Origin of the sequence: Variovorax sp. Root473, from assembly GCF_001426505.1 — a bacterium.
GTDB lineage: Bacteria > Pseudomonadota > Gammaproteobacteria > Burkholderiales > Burkholderiaceae_C > Variovorax.
This window is the reverse complement of record NZ_LMEV01000017.1, coordinates 302,821-323,519: the sequence shown is the minus strand read 5'-3', so window position 1 is coordinate 323,519 and position 20,699 is coordinate 302,821. Positions and strand designations below refer to the sequence as shown.

The 20,699-nt window shown below is 68.3% G+C and carries 20 protein-coding genes; 5 read left to right on the top strand and 15 right to left on the bottom strand.

The window, feature by feature from the left end:
• Positions 1-2: 2 nt before the first annotated feature.
• The 4 genes from ASD34_RS14800 (at position 3) to ASD34_RS14785 (ending at position 4,286) form a co-directional block, all read left to right on the top strand.
• Positions 3-533: a GspH/FimT family pseudopilin gene (locus ASD34_RS14800; protein ID WP_235510075.1), complete on the top strand. Its 531-nt coding sequence runs from the start codon at positions 3-5 to the stop codon at positions 531-533.
• Between the two features lie 119 nt (positions 534-652).
• On the top strand, positions 653-1,501 hold the full coding sequence (locus tag ASD34_RS14795; protein WP_056578752.1) for a DUF6502 family protein: 849 nt from the start codon (positions 653-655) through the stop codon (positions 1,499-1,501).
• Complete coding sequence (locus tag ASD34_RS14790; RefSeq protein WP_056578748.1) at positions 1,498-2,877, top strand: DUF5666 domain-containing protein; 1,380 nt, start codon at positions 1,498-1,500, stop codon at positions 2,875-2,877. The genes ASD34_RS14795 and ASD34_RS14790 overlap by 4 nt, the downstream gene beginning before the upstream one ends.
• Positions 2,878-2,984: 107 nt before the next feature.
• A complete protein-coding gene (locus ASD34_RS14785; protein ID WP_082548704.1) occupies positions 2,985-4,286 on the top strand; it encodes an FAD-dependent oxidoreductase in 1,302 nt (433 codons plus the stop codon).
• Positions 4,287-4,304: 18 nt separating this feature from the next.
• On the opposite strand, the gene ASD34_RS14780 is transcribed toward ASD34_RS14785, so the two are convergent.
• Positions 4,305-4,862: a C40 family peptidase gene (locus ASD34_RS14780; RefSeq protein ID WP_056578744.1), complete on the bottom strand. Its 558-nt coding sequence runs from the start codon at positions 4,860-4,862 to the stop codon at positions 4,305-4,307.
• A gap of 98 nt (positions 4,863-4,960) precedes the next feature.
• Positions 4,961-5,608 (bottom strand): DUF938 domain-containing protein, encoded by a 648-nt coding sequence (locus ASD34_RS14775; RefSeq protein WP_056578741.1) that lies wholly within the window; start codon positions 5,606-5,608, stop codon positions 4,961-4,963.
• Positions 5,609-5,901: 293 nt separating this feature from the next.
• Here ASD34_RS14775 and ASD34_RS14770 point away from each other — a divergent pair, with 293 nt between their 5' ends.
• Entirely contained in the window at positions 5,902-6,411 is a 510-nt protein-coding gene (locus ASD34_RS14770; RefSeq protein ID WP_056578738.1) for a DUF1993 family protein, read from the top strand.
• Between the two features lie 276 nt (positions 6,412-6,687).
• On the opposite strand, the gene ASD34_RS14765 is transcribed toward ASD34_RS14770, so the two are convergent.
• The 13 genes from ASD34_RS14765 to ASD34_RS14705 form a co-directional block, all read right to left on the bottom strand.
• Positions 6,688-7,170 carry a GreA/GreB family elongation factor gene (locus ASD34_RS14765; protein ID WP_056578735.1) on the bottom strand — a complete coding sequence of 161 codons (483 nt, stop codon included), beginning with the start codon at positions 7,168-7,170 and terminating at the stop codon, positions 6,688-6,690.
• 53 nt (positions 7,171-7,223) lie between these two features.
• Complete coding sequence (locus tag ASD34_RS14760) at positions 7,224-7,895, bottom strand: response regulator transcription factor (RefSeq protein WP_056578732.1); 672 nt, start codon at positions 7,893-7,895, stop codon at positions 7,224-7,226.
• A 5-nt stretch (positions 7,896-7,900) separates the two neighbouring features.
• Positions 7,901-9,265, bottom strand: a complete 1,365-nt coding sequence (locus ASD34_RS14755) for a cache domain-containing protein (RefSeq protein ID WP_157609689.1) — start codon at positions 9,263-9,265, stop codon at positions 7,901-7,903.
• Positions 9,266-9,299: 34 nt separating this feature from the next.
• Positions 9,300-10,238 carry a VTT domain-containing protein gene (locus ASD34_RS14750; RefSeq protein ID WP_056578727.1) on the bottom strand — a complete coding sequence of 313 codons (939 nt, stop codon included), beginning with the start codon at positions 10,236-10,238 and terminating at the stop codon, positions 9,300-9,302.
• A gap of 149 nt (positions 10,239-10,387) precedes the next feature.
• Entirely contained in the window at positions 10,388-11,398 is a 1,011-nt protein-coding gene (locus tag ASD34_RS14745; protein ID WP_056578724.1) for an aldo/keto reductase, read from the bottom strand.
• 191 nt (positions 11,399-11,589) lie between these two features.
• Positions 11,590-12,846 carry an MFS transporter gene (locus tag ASD34_RS14740; RefSeq protein ID WP_056578721.1) on the bottom strand — a complete coding sequence of 419 codons (1,257 nt, stop codon included), beginning with the start codon at positions 12,844-12,846 and terminating at the stop codon, positions 11,590-11,592.
• A 109-nt stretch (positions 12,847-12,955) separates the two neighbouring features.
• On the bottom strand, positions 12,956-13,648 hold the full coding sequence (urtE, locus tag ASD34_RS14735; RefSeq protein ID WP_056578718.1) for an urea ABC transporter ATP-binding subunit UrtE: 693 nt from the start codon (positions 13,646-13,648) through the stop codon (positions 12,956-12,958).
• 16 nt (positions 13,649-13,664) lie between these two features.
• Entirely contained in the window at positions 13,665-14,543 is an 879-nt protein-coding gene (gene urtD / locus ASD34_RS14730; protein ID WP_056578715.1) for an urea ABC transporter ATP-binding protein UrtD, read from the bottom strand.
• Positions 14,540-15,754, bottom strand: a complete 1,215-nt coding sequence (urtC, locus tag ASD34_RS14725) for an urea ABC transporter permease subunit UrtC (RefSeq protein WP_056578712.1) — start codon at positions 15,752-15,754, stop codon at positions 14,540-14,542. Before urtC ends, urtD begins: the two co-directional genes overlap by 4 nt.
• Positions 15,751-17,298, bottom strand: coding sequence for an urea ABC transporter permease subunit UrtB (gene urtB, locus ASD34_RS14720; RefSeq protein ID WP_056582373.1), 1,548 nt, complete (start codon positions 17,296-17,298; stop codon positions 15,751-15,753). The genes urtC and urtB overlap by 4 nt, the downstream gene beginning before the upstream one ends.
• 161 nt (positions 17,299-17,459) lie before the next feature.
• Positions 17,460-18,728, bottom strand: a complete 1,269-nt coding sequence (gene urtA / locus ASD34_RS14715; RefSeq protein WP_056578709.1) for an urea ABC transporter substrate-binding protein — start codon at positions 18,726-18,728, stop codon at positions 17,460-17,462.
• A gap of 117 nt (positions 18,729-18,845) precedes the next feature.
• The gene (locus ASD34_RS14710) at positions 18,846-19,169 is read right to left on the bottom strand and encodes a nucleotide pyrophosphohydrolase (protein ID WP_056578706.1); all 324 of its coding nucleotides are present in this window, start codon (positions 19,167-19,169) and stop codon (positions 18,846-18,848) included.
• A 45-nt stretch (positions 19,170-19,214) separates the two neighbouring features.
• Positions 19,215-20,699 (bottom strand): MFS transporter, encoded by a 1,485-nt coding sequence (locus ASD34_RS14705; RefSeq protein WP_235510074.1) that lies wholly within the window; start codon positions 20,697-20,699, stop codon positions 19,215-19,217.

The window sequence follows — 20,699 nt, the reverse complement described above, 5'->3', positions numbered from 1 at the left end:
CGGTGAGCCTGCGCATGCGCCACGCCCGCCTTGCCCTCGCCCGTGCCCGCGGCTTCACGCTGATCGAGCTGATGGTCACGCTCGCCGTGCTGGTCGTCCTGATCGCCATCGCCGTGCCTTCGTTCGACGGCATCCGGCTGTCCACGCGTCTGAGCAGCTACGCCACCGCGCTGGTTGCGGGCACCCAGCTGGCGCGCAGCGAGGCCATCAAGCGCAACGCCCCCGTCACCCTGTGCGCCTCGGCCAACGGCACCAGCTGCAGCACGAACGGGCAGTGGGAAGCCGGCTGGATCGTGCGCAGCGACACCCAGGTGCTGCGCGTCGAGCCCGCGGCGGCCAGCGGCTACCGGCTGCGTGCAACGGGCGGCGCGAGCGCCGTCGTGTTCCAGGCCACCGGCCTGGGCGCCGGCCAGAGCACCATCACCATCTGCCGGGCCAACCCGAGCGCCGACCCGTCCCGCGCCGTGAGCATCAGCGCCACGGGACGCACCACCGTCACGCGGTCGAACAGCGTCACCTGCCCGGCGACCTGACGCCGGCCGGCGCGGGCCGCTGAATGAACAACGACAATAGCGCCCCGTGAAGGCCCGGCGCCGGCCCCGCCCTTCTTGCTTCGACCACCACCTCACCAGGAACAACGCTCACCGCATCCATGGAACACCGGCTGGACTGGGCCCTTGCCGCCTGCGCTCGCATCCTTCGGCCCGTGGTCCGGCTGGCGTTGGCCATGGGCGTCAAGCACCCGCACCTCGAGGCCCTGCTGCGCGACCTGCTCATCGAGGAAGCCCAGCGCTCCTGGCGCGGCCAGGGCGTGTCCAAGCCCAATCTCAGCCAGATTTCGGTCACCACCGGGCTGAACCGCAAGGTCGTCACCGCCAAGGTGCGCGCCACGGTCGATCCGCTGCCGCACACCGAGCTGTCGGCCGCCGCCAAGACTTTCACGTTGTGGCTGCAGATGACCACCGACGACGACACCCTGCGCCGCCTGCCTGTCGTCACCGAGGGTGAAGGCCCGTCGTTCGAGCGCGTGGCCCGCCTGGCCAGCCGGGGCAACGTGCACCACCGCACCATCCTCGACGAACTGGTGCGCCTGCAGATGGTGGCCGAAAGCGACGGCTGCGCCGAACTCACGGCCGACGGCTTCGTGCCGGTCGAAGACCTGCAATCGATGCTCGCCTTTCTCGGCGACAACGGCCGCGACCACCTGCTGGCCGCCGTCTCCAACACTTTGGGCGACACGCCCCGCATGCTCGAGCGCGCCGTGTACGCGCGCGGCCTCACGCTGGACGACTGCGCCGCCATCGAGCGCCTCGTGCGCGAGCGCTGGAGCGCCCTGCACCACGAACTGGCCCGCGAAATGACCCAGGCCGTCGACCGCGTGCCGACCGAGGCCAGGGCCACGACAAGGGCGCGCATCCGCGTCGGCATCTACACCTATTACGAAGACGATGAGGGCGCGCCCGCCTCCGGCGCGCCAAAGAAGAACGAGCCTCCCCGATGAACACCACCCTCACCTCCTTTCGACTCGCGCGCGGCCTGCTCATGGCCGGCGCGCTGGCCCTGCTTTTCTCGTGCGGAGGAGGCGGCGGCGGCAGTGGCGGCGGCACGCCGGGCCTCGGCGCGTCCGGCACCACGGCCCCCGGCAGCAGCACCGGCGGTGGGGGCGGCGACGGCGGCTCGGGTGACGCAGGCAGCAGCACCGGCGCGGGCACAGGCAGCACCGGTGGCGGGGGCGGTGGCGGTGGCGACAGCTCCGCCAGCAATACCAACGGCGACGGCTCGGGCGTGGGCTCCGGCGGCACCGGCGCAACGGCCGACGCCACCGGCATCGGTGCGGCCGACGGCATGGGCAGCGTGATCCTCAACGGCCTGCGCTACAACACCGACAGCGCCACCTTCAGCCTCGAGGACACCACCGAGCTGCAGATCGGCATGAGCGCGCGCATCGCCGGCAAGGTCGATGCCGGCTTCACCAGCGGCACCGCCGCCACGGTCGTCTCGGCCGCCGAATTGCGCGGCGCCGTGTCGGCCATCGACCTGAAGGACGGCAGCTTCACCGTGATGGGCGCCCGCGTGACCACCGACAACGCCACCGTCTGGGGCGACGCCAAGGGCCCCACCGACCTCGTCGACGGCGCCGTGGTGCAGGTGTGGGGCCTGCCCGCCGGACCGGGCACGCTGCGCGCCACGCGCGTGCAGGTGACGCCCACCGGCACCGCCCCGCTGGTGACCGGCACCGTGCAGAACCTCGACCGCGGCACCAGGCAGTTCGTGCTTGGCCAGCTGACCATCGACTTCGGCAGCGCCGCCTTCGGCCCCGGCATCGACGCCGCGAGCCTGGCCAACGGCACCATCGTCCGCGTACGCGGCACGGCGGCGCCGGTCGCCGGCCGCTTCACCGCCACCCAGGTGCAGGGCTGGTACGCCATTCCCTCGGCCGACGGCATCGCGCTGCAACTGGCGGGCGTGGTCACCGACTTCGCCGCGCTTGGCGACTTCCGCGTGCTCGGCCACCGGATCGACGCGCGCAATGCGCAGATCACCGGCGGGCTGGCCAGCGCCATCGGCAACGGCGTGAAGGTCGAGGTCGACGGCTTCCTCTCGGGCCAGGTGCTCGTGGTCAAGAAGCTGCGCATCCGCTACGTGCCCGGCACCGGCGGACCCGTGTCGTTCACCGTGATCGGCCCCGTCGCCAACTACCTGTCGGCCACCGACTTCACCGTGCGCGGCCAGCGCGTGAATGCCAGCGGTGGCGGTACCATCTTCGAGAACGGCAGCGCCACCGACCTGGGCAACGGCAAGCGCGTGACCGTTGTCGGCGACCGCGTGGTCGACGGCGTGCTGATTGCACAACGCGTGAGCTTCACGTTGCCCTGAGGTCCGGGCCCCCGCGGTCTGGCCGCGCAGTGCGTACACCGAGCGGTGCACGCACTGCGCACCCCACAGGCCACGCCACCCCTGGCGCGACCGGATCGATTGGAGCCATGGACACACACACCACCGCTGCCCCCGTTGCCACGTCGCCCCGCTGCTGCATCGCCGGCGGCGGCCCGGCCGGCATGGTGCTGGGCCTGCTGCTCGCGCGCGCCGGCGTGCCCGTCGTCGTGCTCGAGAAGCACCTCGACTTTCTGCGCGACTTCCGCGGCGACACCGTGCACCCCTCGACGCTCGAAGTGCTGCACGAGCTCGGCCTGCTCGACACCTTCCTGCAGCGCCCGCACAACCGCATCGAAGAATTGCGCGCCACCTACGAGGGCCGCAGCGTGCCCATTGCCGACTTCACGCGGTTGCCCACGCATGCCCGCTTTCTGGTGCTCATGCCGCAGTGGGAGTTCCTGGATTTCATGTGCGACGAGGCACGGCGCTACCCCGGCTTCGAGCTGTGGACCGACGCCGAGGCCACCGGCCTGCTGCAGGACAAGGGCCGCGTCAACGGCGTGAAAGTGCGCGTCGGCGCGCGCAGCCCCGACAGCGGCGGCCCGAGGGACATCGAGCTGCACGCCTGTCTCATCGTGGCCGCCGACGGCCGCCACTCCACCTTGCGCGACGCGGCGGCACTGCCGCACATCAGCTACGGTGCGCCCATCGACGTGCTGTGGATGCGCATTCCCAAGCTGCCCGGCGACCCCGAGGCCACCGCCGGCCACATCGCGGCCGGCCGCTTTCTCGTGACACTCAACCGCGGCGACTACTGGCAGTGCGCCTTCGTCATCCGCAAGGGCGGCCGGGCCGAACTGCAATCGCGCGGCATTGCTGCCTTCCATGCCGAAGTGGCGCGCATCGCGCCCTTCTTCGCCACGCGTCTGCCCGAGGCCCTGCCCGACTGGGAGGCCGTGAAGCTGCTCGAAGTGACCGTCGACCGGCTCGAGTCGTGGGCGTGTCCCGGCCTGCTGTGCATCGGCGACGCCGCGCACGCCATGTCGCCCGTGGGCGGCGTGGGCATCAACCTCGCCGTGCAGGACGCCGTGGCCGCCGCCAACCTGCTGGCCGCGTCGCTGGCCGGCACCGCCACAGACAAGGAAATCGACAACCTGCTGCCCCAGCTGCAGCGCCGCCGCGAATGGCCCGTGCGCGTCACGCAGGCCGCGCAGCGGCTCGTGCAGGACCGCGTGCTGATGCCCGTGCTCAGCCGCAAGGCGGCCACGGCGGCAGCGGCATCGACCGCTCCCCGCCCCATGCCCTGGCCCCTGCGCCTGCTCGCGCGCTGGCCGTGGCTGCGCACCCTGCCCGCGCGCGCCGTGGGCATCGGCGTGCGGCCCGAGCATGTGCAGTCGCCGCGGAAGTAGCGCGTCCGCCTTGCCGGATCAACCGGGCCGGCGCGCCTGCGTGGGCTGGCGCGACCAGTACACGCCATCGAGCCGGTCGAGCCGCACCTCGCCGCCCGTGGACGGCGCATGCACGAAACGCCCGTCGCCCACATAGATGCCCGCATGCGTGGGCGATGCCGAGCCGAACAGCACCAGGTCACCCGAGCGAAGCTCGGACATCGGCACCGGCCGGCCGAATCCCGCCATGCGCGACACCGTGCGCGGCGGCACCTGCCCCACGCTGTGGCGGTACACGTAGCCGATGAGCCCGCTGCAATCGAAACCGCCCTCGGGTGAATTGCCGCCATAGCGGTACGGCGTGCCGACCAGCCCCAGCGCGTGGATCGTGATGCTGTTCGATTGCTCGGAGGTCAACGGCGGGATGTTGCTGCTGGGAACCGAACGACCCGGTGCGCGCACGGGCGGCGGGCTCGCGCAGCCGATGGCCAGGAGGCAGGCGGTGACGGCGGGGATCAGTCGGAGCAGCAGCCGCTGTCGGGGCAGCAACAGCGGTGCGGATGAACGAGGAGGCGTCGGCAGGGAGGTGTCGAGCATGGGCGCAGGCCGGTCTTGTGGACGTGGGCCGACTCTAGCGCGAGTGAGCCGAATCGCCATGCAGAGCCCCTTGGCGGGCGACGCCGCCTTCGCGCATCTCAGTTGAAGCCGAAGACCAACAGCAGGTTGTTCGCAGGCATCGCGTGCCGCTCACGCAACGCGAGGCCGACACGGCGCGCCTCGGCCACCACATCCTCAATGCGCCGGATACCCCAGGCGGGATTGCGCGCGCGCAGGTCTTCGTCGAACGCCAGGTTGCTCGGTGCGGTCGGGCCGTGCTGTGCCTCGTCTTCGAAGTAAGGCCCGTAGGTGATCAGCACACCGGAGCCGGACCGCAGATGCCGCGCGGCACCGGCCATCAGCGCGGCACAGGTGGACCAGGGTGCGATGTGCAGCATGTTGGCGCAGTAGATGGCGTCGAACTTTTCTTCTTCTTTGCCTTCTTGAGCGAACGTGGAGCCTTGCGACGGCCACTGCGGCGCCGTCACGTCGAGCAACAGCGGCGGGCGCAGATTGGGCAGCGCGGCTTGCTCGACGCGACTGGCCATTGTGGGGAGCATGCGGGCGTCTGCGTCGGTGGGCTGCCAGATCCATGCGGGCATGGCAGCGGCGAACCAGGCGGCGTGTTGGCCTGTGCCGGAGGCGATTTCAAGTGCGGTGCCGCGCTCACCGAGGATGCGGGTCAGGGCATCGAGGATGGGTTGCTTGTTGCGGTCGGCGGCGGGGCTGGAGGGAAGGGTGGACATCAAGAGAGGCTTGGGTCTGCTACAGCTTTCAGGGTAACAAAACGAGATCGATGAGCCCCCTTTTTCGCAGTTCGGCTGCGTCGGCAATGCAGCGATCACGGCCTGTCGGGCGTCTGCATTTTTGCCAATGAACTGCCCTTCACCGCGGCTGCTCCAACCACGATCGGGAAGAAAATCTGGCCACAAAAGCCGCGGCAATTCAGTTCGCCCCATGCTGTTAGCCTTGCATGGTCGGCAGTATCTCTGCCACGCCAACTCCGACCATCGCGTCCAATTTTTGAAGTGAATTCACCATGACCAGCCCGCTGTACAACGCCTCCGTTTCCGTCATGCAGCAGATGCTGCGCGCCCTGTCCGACGTGCTCAAGAAGGCCGAAGACCAAGCGACGCAAAAAAATATCGATCCAAATGCGCTGTTGCAGGCGCGGCTGTTCCCCGACATGTTTCCGCTGGTACGTCAGGTACAGATCGCCGCAGACTTCTCCAAGGGCATTGCCTCGCGCCTGGCTGGGGCCGAGGTGCCGTCCTGGCCCGACACCGAGGTCAGCTTCGCCGACCTGCAAGCGTTGATCGCCAAAGCTTTGGCTCATGTCGGCTCCTTCAAGTCTGAGCAATTTGATTCAAGCGAGAGCCGCGAGATCGTATTGCGCCCCGGCACTCCAAAGGAAAAGAAGCTGACCGCCAGCGCATATCTTCTGCACTATGGACTGCCGCAGTTTTTCTTCCACGTGACCACCACCTATGCCATCTTGCGTCACAACGGTATCGAGATCGGCAAGCGCGACTACATGGGTGCCTACTAACCCACGGCACTCCAGAGTTCAGCCACCCTGGCCACTGCCACTCGATAGCAACCAGAGCCTCCATCGCTGCGCGATTTCATCTCGCTGTGGATGGAGGCTTGTCTACCCTGGTTTGCTTGGCGCCTGGTCATGGCCACGCGGCGGTCATTCATGTGCGCATGTCATCTCGACCCAGTGGCCGGTTTTGAGTACCGCTGGCCTTGCTACCAGCCGGTACGTTCACGACGCCTGCACGTCTGCTGACCTTGGCCAATTCGGCGTGAACTTGCTTGCGGCTTAAAGAACCCGCAGCACCTCAAACTGCTGTCGGATTGGAGCGTCCTGTATCGACACCTCATCACCTTCGCACTTTCCCTGCATTGCCCTGGCCAAAGGGGCTTTGCTGCTGATGACCTGAACAAGCTCAGCGCCGCTGACCAACTTCATGCTGCCCCCATCCGGGCCGAGAAAGAGCTGTTGTTGCTTGTCATCGGAATCGACCAGGCAGACCAGCGAGCCGAGCTGTATGCCTTTGCTGGCGTCGTAGGGACGCGGGCGGAATCGGCGCCAATGGGCCATCGCCTGGCGTATGGCTTCGGCGCGCCGGGCTTGGCCGGTGGCCAGGTAGGCGGCTTCGAGTCCCAATGTGTCGTATTTGTTTTCGGCGATGTTTTCTTCGTGAGTCGCCGTTTCATGGGCCGCCCGCACTGCCTGTTCGGCTTGCAGCAGGTCTTCGGCGAGCCGTTCCAGCACCTGCTGTTGCAGCAAGAATTTATCCATGACGAAAGGTCGGCGTCTCGAACAAGCGGAAGCCACCCCACATCCGCAGCACCTCACCCCTGCCCGTCAAACGCTCGCGCATGTTCCACCGCGTACTTGATGAGCTCCGCCTGCCCTTCGATGCCCAGGCGCCGCTTGATGCTCTGGCGGTGCGCCTCCACGGTGCGCACGCTCAGGCCGAGGTCGCGCGCGATCTGCTTGCTCGATTCGCCACGGCCGAGCGCGCTCAGGATTTCACTCTCGCGCGGCGTGAGCAGCGGGCGCGGCGTCTGGTTGCGAAAGAGTTTCTTCGACACGGCCGGGCTCAGGAAGGTACCGCCCGCCGACACGGCCTCGATGGCGGCCACGATCTCTGCAGCCGGCGCATCTTTCAACACGTAGCCGCGCGCGCCGACCTGCAGGGCCTTCTGCACGTACTCGGGGTTGTCGTACATGCTGAGCATCACGATGTGCGGCGCGGGCTGGTGCTGATGCTGCAGCAGCAGCGCCGCCAGCTCGATGCCGTTCATGTCCTTCATGCCGACATCCATGAGCACCAGGTGCGGCTGCGCGGGGCCGACGAGCGCCAGCGCCTCGGCCCCGCTGCCAGCCTCGCCCACGATCTCCAGGCCAGGCATGGCGCCCAGGCGCGCGCGCAGGCCGTCGCGCACCAGCGGGTGGTCGTCGACCAAAAACAGGCGCACGACCACAGGGGCAGCAGCGGCGGTGGCGGGGACTTCATTCATGGCCGCTATTCTGGCTTTGCGCGCCGCGCGGGCACTTCGGCCACGATGGAGGTGTGGCCCCGGCCCGAGCGCATGCGCAGCCGGCCTTCGATGGACTCCATGCGCTCGCGCATGTTGCGCAGGCCGATACCGCGCTGCGGGTCGAGCTGCATGGCCTCGACGTTGAAGCCGACGCCGTCGTCGCTGATCTCCAGGCGCACGGCCTCTTCGTCGAAGCCCAGTGCGATGTGCACCTGCTGCGCACGGGCGTGTTTGCGCACATTGGTCAACGCTTCCTGCGTGACGCGAAAGAGCGCGGTCTTGGCTTCTTGCGACAGCTCGAAGGGCTCGCCCTCGACCATGATCGACGCGTCGATGCCGCCTTCTTCGCCGAACTCCGCGCCCAGGCGCTCCAGCGCGGCGGGCAGGCCCAGGGTGTCGAGCAGCGCGGGGCGCAGCCGGTGCGAGATGCGGCGCACCTCGGTGAGCGAATCGTTCAGCCGCTGCAGCGCCTTGCCGAGCGCAGGTGGCGACGGCTGGTGCGCGCGGTCGAGCGACTCGACGGCCGATTCGATCAGCAGCTTGGCCGACACCAGCGTCTGGCTGGTGCCGTCATGCAGCTCACGCGCCAGATAGCCGCGCTCTTCTTCCTGCGACTGCACCACGCGGCGCGCGAGCAGGCGCAGCTTGGCTTCGGCCGTGCGGTGCTCACTGAGGTTGAGCAGCAGCCCCGCAGCGCTGACCACACCCAGGCACAGCGCGGCGATGCCGGCAATCCACAGCAGCGTGGCGGTGACGTTGGCGTTCATCTGCCGGTCGAGCGTGTCCATGGTCGACTGGATGTCGTCCAGGTACAGGCCGGTGCCGACCATCCAGTTCCAGCGCGGCAGCGCGGTGACGTAGCCGAGCTTGGGCGCCATCTGCGCGCTCGAGGGCTTGCGCCATTCGTACTCGACATAGGCGCCGCCCTTGTCGCGCGAGCCCTTGATCAGCTCCTGGATGGTGAAGCGGCCATGCGAATCGCGCAGGTTCCACAGGTTCTGGCCGACCAGCTCGGGCTGGCGCGAGTGCATGAGCGAGTTGCCGTCCATGTCGTAGACGAAGAAGTAGCCGTCGTCGCCGTAGTTGAGCGTGGCCAGGCGGCGCAGCGCCTCGGTGCGCGTGGCCTCGTCGTCCAGGCCCGATTCGTACAGCGGCAGCAGGTTGCTCACGGCCAGCTCGACATAGCTGCGCAGCTCGCTGCGGCGCTGCGCCATGTAGCTGCGTTCGATGAGGGCCCGCTCGCGCTGGGCGAGGTCGTGCTCCTGGTGGCGCACGGCCAGGGCCACGAGCACCAGGGCGATCAGCAGGGGCGCGACTGCCAGCGCGACGATCTTGGTGCGGAGGTTCATCGGCGGGGTGCGTGCCTCGTTCGTCCTGGTGCGTTCAGTGCACGCTGGTCGGGCGCCCCGACGCCACCCACGCATCGAGCCCACCCGTGAGCGGCAGCGCCCGCCGCGCCCCGCGCGCCAGCAGTACGCGCGCGGCCTGCGCGGCCGAGACTTCATTGGGGCAGTTGCAGTACAGCACCACGTCGCGATTCGGATCGATCGCCAGGTCGAGTTGGCGCTGCTGCAGCGCCTTGAGGGTGTACGACAGCGCGCCCGGAATGCGGCGCGGGTCGACCTGCACGCCGGCTTCGCCGCGCACGTCGATCACCAGCGGCGGCACGTCGCCGCTCATCAGGTCGAACAGTTCGTCGACGCTGATGCGCGGCATGCCGGTGAGCTTGGCAAAGGCGCGGCGGCGCCAGTAGCGCACGACGAGCATCACGAGCAGCACCACGCCCAGCGCGGCGGTGGCGATGCCGCCGGCCTGTGCCAGCACGGCGAGCACCTGCTGGATCTGGTTGCGAAAGAGCCAGCCGAGGCCCAGGAACAGGCCCGTCCAGACCAGCGCGGCGACGATGTCGAAGCCGACGAAGCGCCGCACCGACATGCCGAGTGCGCCGGCCATGGGCGGCGCCACCACGGAGACGCCCGGCACGAACTTGGCGGCCACGAGCGACATGCCGCCCCAGTCTGAAATGAGCGATTCGCCGCGGCGCACGCACGAGTCTTGCGACAGCGAGATGCGGCACAGCAGCCGCATGAAGCGGTAGCCGAAGCGGCGCCCGGCATAGAACCATGCGCCGTCGCCCAGCAGGTTGGCGACCACGGCAGCCAGCACCACGCCGACCACCGACACATCGCCCGCCGCAAGCAGCGCGCCGGTGACGACCAGCACGGCCGCGGCCGGCACGGGCAGGCCCAGGCGCGCGGCAAAACTGGCGGCAAACACCACCAGGATCGCGTTCTGCACCAGCAGCGACATCAGCTGCGCCATGCGGGCCGCCGTTCGGTCGATGCCGGGTGCCGCAGGGCGGCGCGCCGGAAGGGGGTGTGGGAAGTCGTCATGCCGGCCGCGATTCTCCCGCATGGCCCAAGCACGTACGGGGCGCAGGCCATCCGGGGCGCCGGCACGCGCCCGTTCGCTCAGCGGGGCGCGTCGCCCTTGCGGTACTCGGCCGTGAGCGCGTCGAGCTTCTGCTTGAGCGCGGGGTCGAGCACGTAGCTGGCGGCGGCCACGGTGGCGTCGAGCTGGTCGGGGCGGCTGGCGCCCAGCAGCGGCGCGGTGATGAGCGGGTTGGCCATGACCCAGGCGACGGCGAGCGTGGCCAGCGGCACGCCGGCCTCGTCAGCGAGCGCGTGCAGCTGCGTCACCGTCTGGAAGCTGCGCTCATTCCAGTAGCGGTCCTGGTACATGCCGCCAGCGGTGCCGAGCGTGAAGCGGGTGTTTTCCTCGGGCTTGGCACCGGGCTTGTACTTGCCGGTGAGCAGGCCGCCGGCCAGCGGGTTGTAGGGGATCACGCCCAGGCCTTCTTCGCCCGCAAGCGGCAGCAGCTCGCGCTCGATCTCGCGGAACAGCAGGCTGTAGCGCGGCTGCACCGACACGAAGCGCGTGAATCGGTGCAGCTCCGACTTGCCCAGCGCACGGGCCAGGCGGTAGGCCAGGAAATTCGACACGCCGATGTAGCGCGCGCGGCCCGACTTCACGATGACGTCGAGCGCTTCGAGGCTCTCTTCGAGCGGGGTCTCGCGGTCGTCCATGTGCAGCTGGTACAGGTCGACGTGGTCGGTCTTCAGGCGCTTGAGCGAGAGATCGATGGCGTCGAGCAGATGCTTGCGCGAGGCGCCCTGGTCCCAGGGGTTGGGGCCGACCTTGTTGACGGCCTTGGTCGCGACCACGAAGCGGCGACGGCCCGCGGCGCCCTGCTTCTCGAGCCAGTTGCCGATGATCTCTTCGGTGCGCCCGGTGGTCTCGACGGTGCCGCCCAGCGGGTAAACGTCGGCGGTGTCGAGGAAGTTGATGCCGGCGTCGGCGGCCTTGTCGAGGATCTGGAACGACACGGCCTCGTCGGTCTGCAGGCCGAAGGTCATGGTGCCCAGGGCCAGGCGGGACACAGTGAGGCCGGTGCGGCCCAGGCGGGTGGTGGGGATGCTCATGCGCGCGCTCCAAGGGGTAGGAGAGGTAGGAGGTAGGGGGCGGCGGTCATCATAGGCACGGCCGCGCATTCCTGCAGGCGGGCGAGATTCAGGCGCGCGGCGCGCCTGGCGGCCTGCGGGGAAACAGGCCGGCGCGTCGCTCGGCGCTCGGCGCTCTGACGGCATCTGCGCCGCAGAGCAGCCTCTCACTCTCAGCTTGCCGACCCTTCGCAAGCCACGTCCACCGGCCGCCGCGCGTCCGCACGCGCGCTCGCCAGCGCCCAGGCGAAGATGCCCACGCCCGCCAGTGCCAGCAGCGCGCCGACCCAGCCGGTCGACGTCCAGCCCAGGCCGGCCGCGATGGCGACGCCGCCGAGCCAGGCGCCGAGGGCGTTGGCCATGTTGAAGGCCGAGTGGTTGAGCGCGGCGGCGAGCGTTTGCGCGTCGCCGGCCACGTCCATCAGGCGGATCTGCAGGGCCGGGCCGATGGCGACGGTGGTGCCGATCAGGAACACGGTGAAGGCCGCCGTCACCACGTGGTGCGCCGCGAAGGTGAAGCTGGCGAGCACCAGCGCCGCGTACACGAGCACGCCGCCGATGGTGCGCATGAGCGACTTGTCGGCCAGCCGCGAACCCACGAGGTTGCCGGTGACCATGCCCAGGCCGAACAGCGCGAGCACGAAGGGCACGCCGCCCAGCGGCAGGCCGGCCACTTCGATCAGCGTGGGCTTGATGTAGCTGAACACGGCGAACATGCCGCCGAAGCCGATGGCGCCGATGCCCAGCGTGAACCACACCTGCTTGCGCTTGAGCGCGCCGAGTTCGCGCCAGGGGCTGGCGCCGGCGGCGGGCGCAATGTCGGGCACGTCGCGGCGCAGCAGCGCCACGGCGACGAGCGCGATGACGCCCACGAACACGAAGGCCGCGCGCCAGCCGAACAGCTGGCCCAGCCACGCCGCGATGGGCACGCCCACCAGCGTGGCGCCCGTGAGCCCCAGCATCACGAGGCCCACCGCCCTCGCCCGCCGCCCCGGCGGCGCGAGCGTGGCGGCCACGAGCGCGGCCACGCCGAAGTAGGTGCCGTGCGGCAGGCCGGTGGCAAAGCGCAGCAGGTTGAGCGACAGGTAGCCGGGCGCCAGCGCGCTGGCGAAGTTGCCGGCCGCGAACACAGCCATCAGTGCGATCAGCAGCGCGCGGCGGCCCCAGCCGGCGGCCAGCACCGCGAGCACGGGCGCGCCGATGACCACGCCCAGCGCATAGGCGCTGATGACGTGGCCGGCCTGCGGGATGGTGACGGCGATGTCTTTCGCAACCTCGGGCAGCAGGCCCATGATGACGAACTCGCCGGTGCCGATGGCAAAGCCGCCGACGCCCAATGCGAGCACCGCGCGCAGGAACTGCGCCGACGAGACGGACGGTGAAATGGCGGTGGTTTCCGCGCCTTCGCGGGCGGACGGTGAGGCGTTCAAGGCCGGGCTCCTGGGGGGTGCCCGGCGAGCGCGGGCAAGGCCCGATTCTAGGGTAAACCCCTAAATTGTGAAGATGCGCTCGTGCGCGGCATCGGTACCGTCTTGCAGTTCAGATCGCAACCAGCTGCCGCACGCCCTGCGCTTCCATGTCCTTGCCCAGGCCGCGCGCAATGACTTCGCCGCGCTCCATCACGAGGTAGTCGTCGGCCAGCTCCTGCGCGAAGTCGTAGTACTGCTCGCACAGCACGATGGCCATGTCGCCGCGGTCGGCGAGCATGCGGATGACGCGGCCGATGTCCTTGATGATGCTCGGCTGGATGCCCTCGGTGGGCTCGTCGAGGATCAGCAGCCTGGGCTTGGGCGCCAGCGCGCGGGCAATCGCCAACTGCTGTTGCTGCCCGCCCGAGAGGTCGCCGCCGCGCCGGTGGATCATCTGCTTGAGCACCGGGAACAACTCGAACAGTTCCGCCGGAATGGGCGTGCTGCCGCTCTTGTAGGCCAGGCCCATGCGCAGGTTCTCTTCGACCGTGAGCCGCGCGAAGATCTCGCGGCCCTGCGGCACGAAGCCGATGCCCGCGCGGGCACGCTCGTACGGCGTGGCCTTGTGGATCGGCTTGCCTTCGAGCTCGATGCTGCCGCTCTTGATGGGTACGAGGCCCATGAGCGATTTCAGCAGCGTGGTCTTGCCGACGCCGTTGCGGCCCAGCAGCACGGTGACTTTGCCCAGATGCGCCTCGAAGCTCACGTCTCGCAGGATGTGCGAGCCGCCGTAGTACTGGTGGATGTTCTTGACTGTCAGCATGGCGTCGGTTCCTCCGTCAGCGGCCCAGGTAGACCTCGATCACGCGCTCGTCGGCCTGCACCTCGTCGAGCGTGCCTTGCGCCAGCACGGAGCCGTCGCACAGCACGGTCACGATCTCGGAGATGGTGCGGATGAAGCTCATGTCGTGCTCCACCACCATCAGCGAATGCTTGCCCTTGAGCGTGAGGAAGAGTTCGGCAGTGCGCGCCGTTTCCTCGTCGGTCATGCCGGCCACGGGCTCGTCGAGCAAGAGCAGCTTCGGGTCCTGCATGAGGAGCATGCCGATCTCGAGCCACTGCTTCTGGCCATGGCTCAGGTTGCCGGCCAGGCGCGACACACTGTCGGCCAGGTGGATGGTCTCCAGCACTTCGGCCAGGCGATCGCTCTGCGTCGAATCGAGTTTGAACAGCATCGACGCGCGCACACCCTTGTTGGTCTTGAGCGCGAGTTCGAGGTTCTCGAACACGGTGAGGTGCTCGAACACCGTCGGCTTCTGGAACTTGCGGCCGATGCCCAACTGGGCGATGTCGGCCTCGCGGTGGCGCAAGAGGTCGATGGTGCTGCCGAAGAACACGGTGCCCGAATCGGGCCGGGTCTTGCCGGTGATGATGTCCATCATCGTGGTCTTGCCCGCGCCGTTGGGGCCGATGATGCAGCGCAGCTCGCCCGGCGCAATGTCGAGCGAGAGCTTGTTGATGGCCTTGAAGCCGTCGAAGCTCACGCTCACGTCTTCGAGGTACAGGATGCGGCCGTGCGTGACGTCGACCTCGCCCGGCGTGGCGATGCGGCTGAAGCCCGCGGTGCGGCCGCCCGATTCGGTCTGGCCCGTGGCCATGTGCAGGCCGGCCGCGCGTGCGGCGCGCTCGGCGCCGGCGTCCATCAGGTCGGGCGTCATGCGCGGGCTCCCTTCGCGTCCACGGGAAGCGCGACGAGCGCCTCGGGCTCGACGCCCTTCTCTGCGGCGATGGCGCGTCGCGCTTCCTGCAGGGGTTCGGCCAGCGCCGTCTTCTCGCGGGACAACCACTTCTTCACCAGCCCCACGATGCCGTTCGGCAGGAACAGCGTGACGGCAATGAACAGCGCACCGAGAAAGTAGAGCCAGTACTCGGGGTACGCGACGGTGAGCCAGCTCTTCGCGCCGTTCACGATGAAGGCGCCGATGATCGGCCCGATCAGCGTGGCGCGCCCGCCCACCGCGGCCCATACGGCGATCTCGATGGAGTTGGCCGCGCTCATCTCGCCCGGGTTGATGATGCCGACCTGCGGCACGTACAGCGCACCGGCCACGCCGCACATGACGGCGGAGATGACCCAGATCGTGAGCTTGTAGGGCAGCGGGTTGTAGCCCGAGAACATCACGCGCGTTTCGGCATCGCGAATGGCCTGCAGCACGCGGCCGAACTTGCTGCCGATGAGCCACTTGGCGAACAGGAAGAAGCCCAGCAGCGTGAGGCCGGTGAGCGCGAAGAGCGTCATGCGCATCTCCTGCGTGGCGATGGGAATGTTCAGGATGCGCTTGAAGTCGGTGAAGCCGTTGTTGCCACCGAAGCCTGTCTCGTTGCGGAAGAACAGCAGCATGGCCGCGAAGGTCATGGCCTGCGTGATGATCGAGAAATACACGCCCTTGATCCGCGAGCGGAACGCGAAGAAGCCGAACACGAAGGCGATGAGGCCGGGCACCGCAACGATCAGCAGCAGCGTCATGCCGAAGCTGCCGCTGAAGGTCCAGTGCCAGGGCAGTTCCTTCCAGTCGAGGAACACCATGAAGTCGGGCAGGTCGCTCTTGTAGTTGCCGTCGCGGCCGATCTGGCGCATGAGGTACATGCCCATCATGTAGCCGCCGAGCGCGAAGAACAGGCCGTGGCCCAGCGACAGGATGCCGGTGTAGCCCCAGATCAGGTCCATGGCCAGCGCGCAGATGGCGTAGCACATGATCTTGCCGACCAGTGCCACGGCGTAGTCGCTCATGTGCAATGGGCTGTCGGCCGGCACCCACATGTTGAGCACCGGCGCCACCGCGCACACCACGATCAGCGCGACGAAGAAGGCCGTCCAGCCCTTGCCGCTCAGCAGCGGCCCCTTGGTGGGAAGTACGACCTTGCTCATGCCTCTGCGCTCCGGCCTTTCATTGCGAAGATGCCTTGTGGCCGCTTCTGGATGAAGATGATGATGAAGACAAGCACCGCAATCTTCGCGAGCACCGCGCCCGCCCAGCCTTCGATGAACTTGTTGAGAATGCCCAGCCCCAGCGCCGCATACACGGTGCCCGCGAGCTGGCCGACGCCGCCCATCACGACCACCATGAAGCTGTCGACGATGTAGCTCTGGCCCAGGTCGGGGCCGACGTTGCCGATCTGGCTCAGCGCGCAGCCCGCCAGCCCCGCGATGCCCGAGCCGAGCGCAAAGGCGTAGGTGTCGATGCGCGCGGTGTTCACGCCCATGCACGAGGCGATCGGGCGGTTCTGCGTGACGCCGCGCACGAACAGGCCCAGACGCGTCTTGCCGATGAGCCAGCCCATCGCAAGCAACACCAGCGCCGCGAAGACGATGATGCAGATCCGGTTCCACGGCAGCGTGACGTTGCTCAGCATCGTGAAGCCGCCGCTCATCCAGCCTGGGTTTTCGACGCCGACGTTCTGCGCGCCGAACAGCGTGCGCACCAATTGCTGCAGCATCAGGCTGATGCCCCAGGTGGCGAGCAGCGTTTCGAGCGGCCGGCCGTACAGGAAGCGGATGACGCCGCGTTCGAGCACCGCGCCCACCAGCGCCGATGCGAGGAACGACACGGGAATGGCGGCCACCAGGTACAGGCCGAACGCCGCCTCGGGCATGTACTTCTGGAAGATGCCCTGCATCACGTAGGTGGCGTAGGCGCCGATCATCATCAACTCGCCGTGCGCCATGTTGATGACGCCCATCAGTCCGTAGGTGATGGCCAGGCCCAACGCGGCGAGCAGCAGCACCGAGCCCAGGCTGATGCCGCTGAACACGGCGTTGATGCGGTCGCCCCAGACCAGCGAGCCGTCGATGCTGGCGATGGACGCGACGATGGCGGCCTTGACGTCGGCTTCGGTTTCGTCGGCCAGGCGCTGGTTGAGCAACAGCTTGGTGTCGGGGTTGCGGTTGTTGCCCAGCTCTTTCGCGGCAATGAGGCGCTTGGCCTTGTCGGTGCTGGTGAGCATGCTGGCGGCGCGCACCAGTTCGAGCTGCGCCTTGATCTTCGGGTTGGTCTCGGCGGCCAGCGCCTTCTCGACCATGGGGATGCGCGATTCGTCAGGCTCCTTGAAAAGGGCCTGTGCCGCTTCGGCGCGCACCGCGTCGTCTTTGCTCGTGAGCTTGAGCGCGGCCTGCGCGGCATCGAGCGCGCCGCGCATGAGATTGTTGTTGACGACGTCTTCGGCGGTGTCGGGCACTTTCAGCTCGGTGCCGGTGACGGGGTCATAACCCTTGTCGTCCTTCATCACGAAGACCTTGTCTTCGGTGTACTTCACGGCATCGTCGGCCATGGCCTGGATGAAGGCGGCGGTCTTGTCGTCGGCGGTGAGCACGGCGGTGTTGAGCGCGGCGATGCGGGCTTCGGACTCGCCCGAGGCGATGGCCTTGGCCTCGTCGGTGGTCAGCGCGTGGACGGGCGCTGCCGCCAGGAGCAGCAGCGCCGTCGCGCCGGAACAGATGGAGCGCAATAGTGGATGCACAGCGTTTCTCTCATTCGGGAACACCGCGGAACCGGCTTTGCCGGGCCGCAGGTGTTGCCCTCCGTAGGGGGTTGGCGTAGCGACACGAAGTGCGCGAAGCCTGGGGGCGAGCCCAGTTACATCGACTTGCCAGCGGGGTAATCAGGCTTCTTGTCGTTGCCTTCGATGTACGGGCTCCACGGCTTGGCCTTCACAGGACCCGGCGTCTTCCACACCACGCTGAACTGGCCGTCGGCCTTGATCTCGCCGATGAACACGCTCTTGTGCAGGTGGTGATTCTTCTCGTCCATCTTCGAGACGATGCCCGACGGTGCCGTGAAGGTCTGGCCGGCCATCGCCGCGATCACCTTGTCGGTGTCGGTCGACTTGGCCTTCTCCACGGCCTGCTTCCACATGTGGATGCCGATCCAGGTGGCTTCCATCGGGTCGTTGGTGAGCGGCTTGTCCTTGTGGCCGGCGATGTTCTTGGCCTTGGCGTAGTCGCTCCACTGCTTGATGAACGCCGTGTTGGTCGGGTTCTTGATCGACATGAAGTAGTTCCATGCGGCGAGATGGCCCACCAGCGGCTTGGTGTCGACGCCGCGCAGCTCTTCTTCGCCCACCGAGAAGGCGACCACCGGCACGTCCTTGGCCTTCAGGCCTGCGTTGCCCAGTTCCTTGTAGAAGGGCACGTTGGAGTCGCCGTTGATGGTCGAGACCACCGCCGTCTTGCCGCCCGAAGAGAACTTCTTGATGTCGGCGACGATGGTCTGGTAGTCGCTGTGGCCGAAGGGGGTGTACTTCTCGTCGATGTCCTTGTCGGCCACGCCCTTGCTCTTGAGGTAGGCGCGCAGGATCTTGTTGGTGGTGCGCGGGTACACGTAGTCGGTGCCCAGCAGCACCCAGCGCTTGGCGCCGCCGCCTTCCTTGCTCATCAGGTAGTCGACGGCCGGAATGGCCTGTTGATTGGGCGCGGCGCCCGTGTAGAACACGTTCTTCGACAGCTCTTCACCCTCGTACTGCACGGGGTAGAACAGCAGGCCGTTCATTTCCTCGACCACTGGCAGCACCGACTTGCGCGACACCGAGGTCCAGCAGCCGAAGATCACCGAGACCTTGTCCTGGCCGAGCAGCTGCTTGGTCTTTTCAGCGAACAGCGGCCAGTTGGAGGCCGGATCGACCACCACGGGCTCCAGCTGCTTGCCCAGCACGCCGCCCTTCTTGTTGATGTCGTCGATGGCCATCAGCACCGTGTCCTTCAACACGGTTTCCGAGATGGCCATCGTGCCCGACAGCGAGTGCAGCACGCCGACCTTGATGGTGTCGGCAGCGAATGCGGGCGCAGCAGAAATGCTGGCCAGCGCGACGGCGGCGGTGAGCGCCTTGAGGGTGAAACGACGTTGCATGTGGACTCCTGCTCCGGGTGGGTTGAACCTTGTCGACAGCGCGAGGCTGGCGATGGAGGGGAGTCTGCGGAACGCACCACAAAGGGGAAATACGCCGGGTGGCGTACACGGAGGTACTCAGGCGGGGGGCGGGGCTGGATACTTCACGGCGTTGGCAAGCATCTTGTGTCTCGCGGCCTCCGCCGGGTCGATGCCGAGCTTGTCGGCGAGCTGCAGCAGGTAGAGCAGGACGTCCGCGATCTCGGTGCCGATCTCGGCACGCTTGTCGTCAGGCAAGGCCCGGCTCTGTGCTTCGGTGAGCCACTGGAAGTGCTCAAGCAGCTCGGCAGCCTCGACCGACAGCGCGGCGGCAAGGTTCTTGGGGGAATGGAATTGCTCCCAGTCGCGGGCCTGCGCGAAGTCGCGCAAGGCCTGGGTCAGTTCTTGAAGCTCGGTGGCCATGTCGATCCTGCAAAGGTCTGCCGGGAGTTTGGCACGGCCGCCCGGCTATGCGATGCGGCGGCCCCGCCGGTGCAGCGCCGCCACGAGCAGCGCCGACCCCAGCAGGTAGACCAGTGCCATGCCGAACGCGGCGGTGTGGTCGTCCGAACGCCCCAGCTGGCCATAGAACACGATCCCGATCAACGCCACCCCCAGCGCATTGCCCGCCTGCTGCACCATCGACAGCACACCCGAGGCCACGCCCGCGTGCTGCGGCGGCAGGCCGGCCAGCACGGTGGACACCAGCGGCGCCATCACCATGCCGAGCCCCGCGCCCTGCACGAACAGCAGCGGCACCATCCACGCCACGACATGCGCGTGGCCCAACCAGCCGGCGACGTTGGCGCACTGCAGCGCGTGGCCCGCCGCGAGCACGAGAGCGCCGAGTGCGATCGGTGGCGTGCCGCCGAAGCGGCGGGCAATGCGGGCGCCGGCCATCGAGGTCGCGAAGAAGCCGACGGCGAGCGCGGTGAAGACGATGCCCGAGCTGAGCGGGCCCAGCGCCAGCCCCTGTTGCAGGTACAGCGCGAGCACGAAGTAGAACGAGGCGTTGCCCGCATAGAAGGCCAGCGTGGTGAGCAGCCCGGTCACGAAGCGGCGGTTGGCGAGCAGCACCGGCGCCACGAGCGGCGCACCGCCGCGTGCCGCGAGCCGGCGCTGCTGCCTTGCGAAGAGGCCCCACAGCGGCACGGCGGCGGCCAGGCACAGCCAGCTCCACAGCGGCCAGCCCTGCTGGCGCCCCTCGACCAGGGGCAGCACCACGGCGACAGAGCCTGCCGCGACGAGCGCCACGCCGGCCAGGTCGAGCCGGCTGCCGCCGCTCCCTTGTGCCAGCGGCGGCACCACGCGCGGCGCAAGCACCACCGCGAGCAGGCCGATCGGCACGTTGATGAGGAAGCAGCTGCGCCAGCCAAGTCCTGCCAGGTCGGCATGGATCAACACCCCGCCCACCAGCTGCCCCAGCGTGGCGCCCAGGCCCAGCGTGAGTCCGTAGGCGGCGAAGGCGCGCGCCCGGTCTTCGCCTGCGTAGGCCAGGCCGATCATCGCGAGCACCTGCGGTTGCAGCAGCGCCCCGGCCAGTCCCTGCAGAACGCGCGCGGCCACGAGAAGTTCGGCGTTCGGCGCCACGCCGCAGGCGGCCGAGGCGAGCGTGAACAGCAGCAGGCCGAGCATGAACATGCGGCGCCGCCCGAACAGGTCGCCCAGCCGGCCGCCCGTGACCAGGCCCGCGGCGGTGGCCAGGCCGTAGCCCGCCACCACCAGCTGCAGCGTGCCCGCGCTGGCCTGCAGGTCGTGCTGCATGGACGGCAGCGCGACGTTGACGATGAAGAAATCGAGCACCACCAGGAAGGTGCCGCTGAGCATGACCCACAGGCCCAGCGGGCCCGGTGTGGCGGACGTGATCGATGAGGCAGAAGCGGCGGGGTTCGACGAGGTCATGACCCCACTGTCGGCACCGGCCGGCATCGCGGCAATGACCTGCGAGGTCAT

Excerpts from the sequence above, each read along its gene's own strand:
- ASD34_RS14760 (WP_056578732.1), bottom strand. The coding sequence starts at position 7,895 with ATGAATGAAGTCCCCGCCACCGCCGCTGCTGCCCCTGTGGTCGTGCGC.
- ASD34_RS14765 (WP_056578735.1), bottom strand. The coding sequence starts at position 7,170 with ATGGATAAATTCTTGCTGCAACAGCAGGTGCTGGAACGGCTCGCCGAA.
- urtA (WP_056578709.1), bottom strand. The coding sequence starts at position 18,728 with ATGCAACGTCGTTTCACCCTCAAGGCGCTCACCGCCGCCGTCGCGCTG.
- ASD34_RS14785 (WP_082548704.1), top strand. The coding sequence starts at position 2,985 with ATGGACACACACACCACCGCTGCCCCCGTTGCCACGTCGCCCCGCTGC.
- urtD (WP_056578715.1), bottom strand. The coding sequence starts at position 14,543 with ATGACGCCCGACCTGATGGACGCCGGCGCCGAGCGCGCCGCACGCGCG.
- ASD34_RS14770 (WP_056578738.1), top strand. The coding sequence starts at position 5,902 with ATGACCAGCCCGCTGTACAACGCCTCCGTTTCCGTCATGCAGCAGATG.
- ASD34_RS14745 (WP_056578724.1), bottom strand. The coding sequence starts at position 11,398 with ATGAGCATCCCCACCACCCGCCTGGGCCGCACCGGCCTCACTGTGTCC.
- ASD34_RS14755 (WP_157609689.1), bottom strand. The coding sequence starts at position 9,265 with ATGAACCTCCGCACCAAGATCGTCGCGCTGGCAGTCGCGCCCCTGCTG.
- ASD34_RS14795 (WP_056578752.1), top strand. The coding sequence starts at position 653 with ATGGAACACCGGCTGGACTGGGCCCTTGCCGCCTGCGCTCGCATCCTT.
- ASD34_RS14775 (WP_056578741.1), bottom strand. The coding sequence starts at position 5,608 with ATGTCCACCCTTCCCTCCAGCCCCGCCGCCGACCGCAACAAGCAACCC.
- ASD34_RS14790 (WP_056578748.1), top strand. The coding sequence starts at position 1,498 with ATGAACACCACCCTCACCTCCTTTCGACTCGCGCGCGGCCTGCTCATG.
- urtE (WP_056578718.1), bottom strand. The coding sequence starts at position 13,648 with ATGCTGACAGTCAAGAACATCCACCAGTACTACGGCGGCTCGCACATC.
- ASD34_RS14780 (WP_056578744.1), bottom strand. The coding sequence starts at position 4,862 with ATGCTCGACACCTCCCTGCCGACGCCTCCTCGTTCATCCGCACCGCTG.
- ASD34_RS14710 (WP_056578706.1), bottom strand. The coding sequence starts at position 19,169 with ATGGCCACCGAGCTTCAAGAACTGACCCAGGCCTTGCGCGACTTCGCG.
- urtC (WP_056578712.1), bottom strand. The coding sequence starts at position 15,754 with ATGAGCAAGGTCGTACTTCCCACCAAGGGGCCGCTGCTGAGCGGCAAG.
- ASD34_RS14750 (WP_056578727.1), bottom strand. The coding sequence starts at position 10,238 with ATGGCGCAGCTGATGTCGCTGCTGGTGCAGAACGCGATCCTGGTGGTG.
- ASD34_RS14705 (WP_235510074.1), bottom strand. The coding sequence starts at position 20,699 with ATGACCTCGCAGGTCATTGCCGCGATGCCGGCCGGTGCCGACAGTGGG.